This is a genomic window from Pseudomonas sp. GM74 (genome assembly GCF_000282455.1).
Classification (GTDB): Bacteria; Pseudomonadota; Gammaproteobacteria; order Pseudomonadales; family Pseudomonadaceae; genus Aquipseudomonas.
In genome coordinates, this window is sequence record NZ_AKJG01000065.1 from 25,287 (window position 1) to 32,603 (window position 7,317).

At 62.5% G+C, this 7,317-nt stretch carries 6 protein-coding genes and 1 pseudogene; 4 read left to right on the forward strand and 3 right to left on the reverse strand.

Annotated elements, in window-relative coordinates; all coding sequences use genetic code 11:
- Positions 1-2: 2 nt before the first annotated feature.
- On the reverse strand, positions 3-896 hold the full coding sequence (locus PMI34_RS13065) for a PA4780 family RIO1-like protein kinase (RefSeq protein ID WP_008050351.1): 894 nt from the start codon (positions 894-896) through the stop codon (positions 3-5).
- 446 nt (positions 897-1,342) lie between these two features.
- Here PMI34_RS13065 and PMI34_RS29755 point away from each other — a divergent pair.
- Together PMI34_RS29755 and PMI34_RS29760 are read left to right on the forward strand one after the other, a co-directional pair.
- A pseudogene (locus tag PMI34_RS29755) lies at positions 1,343-2,431 on the forward strand (cache domain-containing protein); the annotation flags it as partial.
- Between the two features lie 129 nt (positions 2,432-2,560).
- A complete protein-coding gene (locus tag PMI34_RS29760; RefSeq protein ID WP_371317838.1) occupies positions 2,561-3,289 on the forward strand; it encodes a methyl-accepting chemotaxis protein in 729 nt (242 codons plus the stop codon).
- Between the two features lie 84 nt (positions 3,290-3,373).
- Here PMI34_RS29760 and PMI34_RS13055 read toward each other — a convergent pair whose 3' ends face one another.
- The gene (locus tag PMI34_RS13055) at positions 3,374-4,651 is read right to left on the reverse strand and encodes an acetyl-CoA C-acetyltransferase (RefSeq protein ID WP_008050353.1); all 1,278 of its coding nucleotides are present in this window, start codon (positions 4,649-4,651) and stop codon (positions 3,374-3,376) included.
- 199 nt (positions 4,652-4,850) lie between these two features.
- Between PMI34_RS13055 and PMI34_RS13050 the strand changes: the two genes are divergently transcribed.
- Positions 4,851-6,203: a 3-oxoacyl-ACP reductase gene (locus PMI34_RS13050; protein ID WP_008050358.1), complete on the forward strand. Its 1,353-nt coding sequence runs from the start codon at positions 4,851-4,853 to the stop codon at positions 6,201-6,203.
- 2 nt (positions 6,204-6,205) lie between these two features.
- Complete coding sequence (locus PMI34_RS13045; RefSeq protein WP_008050360.1) at positions 6,206-7,060, forward strand: MaoC family dehydratase; 855 nt, start codon at positions 6,206-6,208, stop codon at positions 7,058-7,060.
- A gap of 63 nt (positions 7,061-7,123) precedes the next feature.
- Here the strand turns inward: PMI34_RS13045 and PMI34_RS29320 are convergent.
- A partial coding sequence (locus PMI34_RS29320; RefSeq protein WP_238538788.1) for a hypothetical protein occupies positions 7,124-7,317 on the reverse strand: 194 nt, incomplete at its 5' end.

Sequence of the window (7,317 nt, forward strand, 5' to 3'; positions counted from 1 at the left end):
GATCACTGCATCCACGGTGGAGGCGGCTCTTCGGTTTTGCCCGGCGGAGCATCGTCCGCCGCGCGTACGGCCTGCTTGCGCTCTTCATCCAGGCGCGCAGCCTCGATCTCGCGCATGATGCTGCCCACGTCGGCCAGCTCTTCCGTATCGGCGAACTCGCCGGTCAGGACACTGGCCGGGTGCAAGGTGCCGGCCTCGTACAAGGCCCACATTTCCTTGGCGTACCTGGTCTTCTTCAACTCCGGCGCAAACCGCCCGAAGTAGGACGCCATGTTGCCCACGTCGCGCTCCAGCATGCTGAACGCGTGGTTGTTGCCCGCCGCATCCACCGCTTGTGGCAGGTCGATGATCACCGGGCCGGTCGGCGTCAGCAGCACGTTGAACTCGGACAGGTCGCCGTGCACCAGACCGGTACACAACATCAGCACGATCTGCGAAATCAGGAACGCGTGATATTCGCGTGCCTGGTCCGGTTCCAGCACCACATCGTTCAGACGCGGCGCGGCATCACCGTACTCGTCGGCCACCAGTTCCATGAGCAGCACGCCTTCGAGGAAGTCATACGGCTTGGGCACCCGCACACCGGCATTGGCCAGGCGGAACAGCGCCGCCACTTCAGCGTTCTGCCAAGCGTCTTCGGTTTCCTTGCGCCCGAATTTGGAACCCTTGGCCATGGCCCGGGCCTGACGGCTGTTGCGCACCTTGCGGCCTTCCTGGTACTCGGCCGCCTGACGGAAACTGCGTTTGTTCGCCTCCTTGTAGACCTTCGCGCAACGTAACTGGTTACCGCAGCGCACCACATAAACAGCTGCTTCTTTACCACTCATGAGTGGGCGCAGCACCTCGTCGACCAGACCGTCCTCGATCAGGGGTTCAATGCGTTTTGGAGTCTTCATCAGCTTTTATTGTGGGTCCTTTATTACCAAACACGCGAAAGTCATTCGTTATACGGCAATCCACTCACGGGGGGGAGGGGTTGCCGACTTATGAACATTGCAGATGCACACAATGTACCGATTTCATCAGGTAAAACCGACGACCGCCATGGGTCGTTCCAGATCATAGCCGAGCCTGCGTCACTTGTTGTGCAAGGGTATTGAGGGCAATTGCGACAGAAACTGACACCACTGTTCATACCTTCCGTAGGATTTTTCCCAACAGACCTCAATTTCCTCCGACAACAGCCGAAGTCCTTAGTGACAAAGTGATTTGTCCGACAATCGCTCCTCCAATAATAGCGATGCCGCACTCAAGGATCCGGGTAGACCAAGAACGTTTACGGCTGCCAATAAACCGCGAGTCATCTGCACTGCGTGGGCCTACAAGAAAATCTGGAGCGCGGATGAACATCAAACAGAAGTTGACCTGGGCGTTTGCAATCATCGCCTGCCTGCCCGTGGTGCTGGTCGCCACCCTCGTTGTGCTGAACCTGCGCAGTGATGCCAGGGACGAATTCGTCGACGGCAGTGCCCGCGAGATTCGTCAGGTCAGCAACGCCATGCAATTGTTCTTTGACGGCATCAGCCAGAACGTCGATTACCTGGCCAAGCAGCCGCTGATCCGAAACTCCGACGACAGCCTCAAGACTTACATGGCCGCCAACGCCGAGAGCGTCCCCCAGGGCGAAGCGGACAAAAAAGTCTTCACCCTGCTCCAGGACCTGGGCAACAGCCACCCGGCGTACGCCTATGCCATCCTCGGCACGGCGGCGGGCGGCTACGTGTCGTGGCCGGATGATCCAAAGCTGAACAACTATGACCCGCGCCAGCGCCCCTGGTACAAGGCCGCCCAGGCCAAACCGGGCAAGCCGTTTCGTACCGAGGCCTATTACTGGGCCCAGGACGACGCGACCTACGTCAGCACCGTGCGCACCATCGACAACAAGCTTGGCACCAACGGCGGCGTGGTCAGCATTGACGTGACGCTCAAGCAGCTCACCGAAATCGTCAAACAGATCAAGCTCGGTGAAACCGGCTACCTGATGCTGCTGGAAAACACCGGCATGGTCCTGGTGGACCCGAAACAGCCGGAACACAACTTCAAACCCCTGAACAGCCTGGGCGACGGCTATGCGCAACTGGCCAAGGCCGGCAAGGGCCTGGTGGAAGTGGAGCTCAACGGCGAGCACTACATGGCCAACGTCTGGCCATCGGAGCAACTGGGCTGGACCTTCATCGGCCTGATCAAACAGGACGACGTGATGAGCTCCGCGACCCAGTTGACCTGGTTGATCGCCATCATCGCCGCCGTCCTGGCCGTCGTCTTCGCCATCGTCGGCGCCAGTTTTGCCAGCCTCATCGTGCGCCCGATCCGCAGCGTGGCCAGCGGCCTGGAAGGCATCGCCCAGGGCGAGGGCGACCTGACCCAGAACCTGCAAATCCGTGGCAACGATGAAACCGCGCAACTGGCCAACTGGTTCAACCAGTTCCTGACCGCGATTCGCAACCTGATCCAGAACATCGGCGGCGCGGCGGGCAAGATTCTCGACACCTCCAAGAGTTCGACCCAGGTCTCCAGCGACATGGCCGAAGCCGCCGGGCGCCAGCGTGAAGCGGTGGACATGGTCTCCACGGCGTTCCACGAAATGGTCGCCACCGCCAACGAAGTCGCGCGCTCCTGCAGCCAGGCGGCGGAGTCTGCCGACAGTGGCCAGCGCCAGGCGCGCGAAGGTCAGCAACAGATCGATGCGGCGGTGAACAGCGTGGATCGCCTGAGCCAGGAAATCGAACAGTCGGCCCAGTCGATGCAACAGCTCGAACGCGACAGCAATGACATTCAATCGATCCTGGGGACCATTCGCTCGATCGCCGAACAAACCAACCTGCTGGCGCTGAACGCCGCGATCGAAGCGGCCCGTGCCGGTGAACAGGGACGCGGCTTTGCCGTGGTGGCTGACGAAGTGCGGGCCCTGGCCAAGCGCACGGCCGACTCCACGGCGGAAATCGACGGACTGCTGGGCAACCTGGCCAAACGCACCAGCCAGGTAACCCAACAGATGCACGCCAGCCTGGAAGTGTCCCAGCAATCAGTGACGCGTATCGGCGAGGCGCGCAACAGCTTCGGGCAGATCCGCGAGTCGGTGGACGTGATCCGCGACATGAACACCCAGATCGCCACGGCGGCGGAACAACAGCATCAAGTGGCCGAAGACATCAACCGGCACATCAGCCAGATCCATGGCGATGCGCAGTTGGTGGCGGAACTGGCCAACTCGGCGCGCCTGGATTCCCAGAGCCTGGCCGGGCTGTCGAACGAGCTGGACGGACTGGTGCGCAGGTTCCGTACCTGAAACTAAAAAGATAAAAGATCGCAGCCTTCGGCAGCTCCTACACCTACCCTGTAGGAGCTGCCGCAGGCTGCGATCTTTTTTGCATCAACGCTCGATAATCGCTGTAACCCCCTGCCCGCCCGCCGCGCAGATCGATATCAGCCCCCGCCCCTTGCCCGCTGCATCCAACAGCTTCGCCAGGTTGGCGACGATGCGCCCGCCGGTGGCGGCAAACGGATGCCCCGCCGCCAATGAGCTGCCCTTGACGTTGAGCCTGCCGCGGTCGATCGAGCCCAACGGCGCACCGAGCCCGAGACGGGTTTTGCAGTACTCCGGATCTTCCCAGGCCTTCAGGGTGCACAACACTTGCGCGGCGAAGGCTTCGTGGATTTCGTAGTAGTCGAAGTCCTGCAAGGTCAGGCCATTGCGCGCGAGCAAACGCGGCACGGCGTAGACCGGTGCCATCAACAACCCTTCCGCGCCGTTGACGAAATCCACCGCCGCCGCCTCGCCGTCGCGCCAGTAGGCAAGAATCGGTAACCCGCGAGCCTTGGCCCATTCTTCGCTGCCCAGCAGCACCAGTGACGCACCATCGGTCAGTGGCGTGGAGTTGCCCGCCGTCAGGGTGCCCTTGGCGCTTTTCTCGTAGGCCGGCTTGAGTGCGGCGAGCTTTTCCGGTGTGGAGTCCGGGCGCAGGTTGTTGTCGCGGGTCAGGCCCAGGAACGGCGTCATCAGGTCGTTGTGCCAGCCCTCGGCGTAAGACGCGGCCAGTTTCTGATGGCTCTCAAGCGCCAATTGATCCTGTGCCTGGCGAGGGATGTTCCAGGTCTGGGCCATCAGCTCGCAATGCTGGCCCATGGACAACCCGGTACGCGGTTCGCCGTTGCGCGGGAACTCGGGGATCAGATGCTTGGGACGCAATTGCAGGAAGGTTTTCAGTTTGTCGCCGGTGGTTTTCGCGCGGTTGGCTTGCAGGAGAATTTTGCGCAGGCCTTCACTGACGCTGATCGGCGCATCCGAGGTGGTGTCCACGCCACCGGCGATGCCACAGTCGATCTGCCCCAGGGCAATCTTGTTCGCCACCAGCAACGCCGCTTCCAGCCCGGTGCCGCACGCCTGCTGGATGTCATAGGCCGGGGTGGCGGGCGACAGTCGCGAACCCAGTACGCATTCGCGCGTGAGGTTCATGTCCCGCGACAACTTGAGCACCGCCCCGGCGACCACTTCACCGATGCGCTGGCCGTGCAGGTTGTAACGTTCGATCAGGCCTTCGAGGGCGGCGGTGAGCATCACCTGGTTACTGGCCGTGGCGTAGGGGCCGTTGGAGCGGGCGAAAGGAATCCGGTTACCGCCGATGATCGCGACGCGGCGCAGTTGGGTCATGAAAAGCTCCTGCAAAAATTTGAAATTAACGCATTCCCTGTGGGAGCGGCGGTGCGGCGATCCCACAGGGACTGCGTGCACCATAAATCCTGCGACAAACTACTCTGCTGTAACCAAGCGTAGGCCTTATCTCGTGGATCGAACGACTGATCGCCATTCATGGTCCACACTTTGAATCCCAGCTTTCGGAGCGCGTTCCATGTCTGACCGCTATATCGACTTCGCCAATTCGTCCATCGGCCATCGCCTTGTCGGCGTCCTGGGGTTGCCGGCACCGACCCGACTGGAGCGCTGGCAGGCAGGCCGACTGCGGCCCGTGGAAGGTGCGTTGCTGATCGGCGGCGGGCCGTTGACGGAGCAAGTCAGCGCCCTCGCCAATCGTCTGACCGACGCGATCTACAGCTACGGCACCGAGCCTTCGATAGCGACCACCTGGATTCCCGGCCACGGACCGAAACTCAAGGCCGTGGTGTACGACGCCAGTGATCTGCTGCACACCGATCAGCTCAAGCAACTGCGCGAGTTTTTCCAGCCGCTGATAAAAAACCTCGATCACTGTGCGCATCTGGTGATTCTCGGGCGCGATCCGCAAACCCTGCGCGACCCGTTTGCCGCCAGTGCCCAGCGTGCCCTGGAAGGTTTCAGCCGTTCCCTGGCCAAGGAATTACGCAGCGGTGGCACCCTGCAATTGATCTACGTCGGCGAAGGTGCCGAGGCACAACTGGAAGGCCCGCTGCGGTTTTTCCTCTCACCGAAAAGCGCCTTCGTGTCCGGGCAGGTCATTCGCTTGAATCCGTGTTCGACACCCGTCACCGACTGGACACGCCCGCTCGCCGGGCGCAAGGCACTGGTCACCGGCGCAGCACGCGGTATCGGTGCCGCCATCGCCGAAACCCTGGCCCGCGATGGTGCCGACGTCACCCTGCTCGACGTGCCCCCGGCCAAAACCGATCTCGAAGCCCTCGCCGCACGCCTCGGCGGGCGCAGCATCACCCTCGACATCTGCGCCGAAGACGCCGCCGCGCAGTTGGTCGAACAACTGCCCGACGGCCTCGACATCGTGGTGCACAACGCCGGCATCACCCGGGATAAAACCCTGGCCAACATGACCCCGGAATTCTGGGACGCGGTGCTGGCGGTCAACCTCAACGCGCCGCAAGTGCTGACCAAAGCCCTGCTCGACAGCAGCACCCTGCACGACAACGGCCGGGTGATCCTGTTGGCGTCCATCAGCGGCATCGCCGGCAATCGAGGGCAAACCAATTACGCGGCGAGCAAGGCCGGGTTGATCGGTCTGGCACAAGCTTGGGCACCGCTGCTCCACGAGCGCGGCATCAGCATCAACGCCGTGGCGCCGGGTTTCATCGAAACACAGATGACCGCACACATTCCCTTCGGCCTGCGCGAAGCCGGACGGCGCATGAGTTCGCTGGGCCAGGGCGGTCTTCCGCAAGACGTCGCCGAGGCCGTGGCCTGGCTCGCGCAACCGGGCACCGGCGCGTTCACCGGGCAAGCGTTGCGCGTATGCGGGCAAAGCGTTCTGGGGGCTTAAGGATGATCACCGACTGGCAAACACTCAACCGCGAACCCGGCCTGCCTGGGTCGTACGCACGAGCGGCGACACGGCGAAAAATCACCGGCAGCCGCCTGCCCGATTCGGGCTTGCGTTGCTGGGTCGAAGTCGATCCCAAGCGCCTGGCGGCTTTTCGCAAGGTCTGTGGTTTCGCCGACAACGGCCTGCTGCCACCGACCTACCCGCACATCCTCGGGTTTGCCTTGCAGATGCAATTGCTCACGGCCAGAGACTTCCCGTTCCCGCTGCTGGGCCTGATTCACCTGAGCAACCGCATTCGTGTACTGCGCCCCATGGGCGGGGTGAGTCGGGTGCGCGTCAGCGTGCGAGTGCAGAACCTGCAACCCCACGCCAAAGGCGCGACGTTCGATCTGCTGACCAGCCTCGACGATCAGTTGGGCCCGTTGTGGAAAGCAGAAAGCCGGATGCTCTGTCGCGGCGTCAAACTCAAGGGCGAACCGCTTGAAGAGAACCTGGTATCGAGCCTGACCCTGAGCGAAATCGAACACTGGAAAGAGCCTTCGGACATCGGCCGGCAATACGCCAGGGTGTCGGGCGACTACAACCCGATTCACCTGAGCGCGGCCAGCGCCCGAGTCTTCGGCTTCCCCACTGCCATCGCCCATGGTTTGTGGAACAAGGCGCGCACTCTGGCGGCACTGACCGGGCATCTGCCTGTGGCGAACGTCGAGATCGCGGTGCAGTTCAAGAAACCGGTACGGTTGCCCGGAGAGGTGACGCTGCTGGCCAGCGAGCCAGGGGCGAGCGGGGATTTTCAGTTGGTGGGCACCGGGGATCTGGAGCACATGGTCGGGCATTGGCGGCCGGTGGCCTGATAAGGCTGATACCTCGACGTGGCGAGGGAGCTTGCCCCCGCCGGGCTGCGTACATCCAGATAATCAGGCCGGCCGGTAGGCCGCCTTCGCGGGCAAGTCGGATCGCCGCACCGCCGCTCCCACAGAAGAGCAAAGGCCGATCGGCGTACACAGACGCTTTTCACCACTCATCAGGCCGAGCGTTAGCTCGCCTGCAGCTTTTGATCTTGATCCACCCGCCCCCTCGGCAGGCTGAGTGGAGGTGTTCATCCGGGGAT

Bases quoted from the DNA above. Each gene is read 5' to 3' on its own strand.
- PMI34_RS13055 (WP_008050353.1), bottom strand. From the start codon at position 4,651: ATGACCCAACTGCGCCGCGTCGCGATCATCGGCGGTAACCGGATTCCT.
- PMI34_RS13065 (WP_008050351.1), bottom strand. From the start codon at position 896: ATGAAGACTCCAAAACGCATTGAACCCCTGATCGAGGACGGTCTGGTC.
- PMI34_RS29760 (WP_371317838.1), top strand. From the start codon at position 2,561: ATGGTCTCCACGGCGTTCCACGAAATGGTCGCCACCGCCAACGAAGTC.
- PMI34_RS13045 (WP_008050360.1), top strand. From the start codon at position 6,206: ATGATCACCGACTGGCAAACACTCAACCGCGAACCCGGCCTGCCTGGG.
- PMI34_RS13050 (WP_008050358.1), top strand. From the start codon at position 4,851: ATGTCTGACCGCTATATCGACTTCGCCAATTCGTCCATCGGCCATCGC.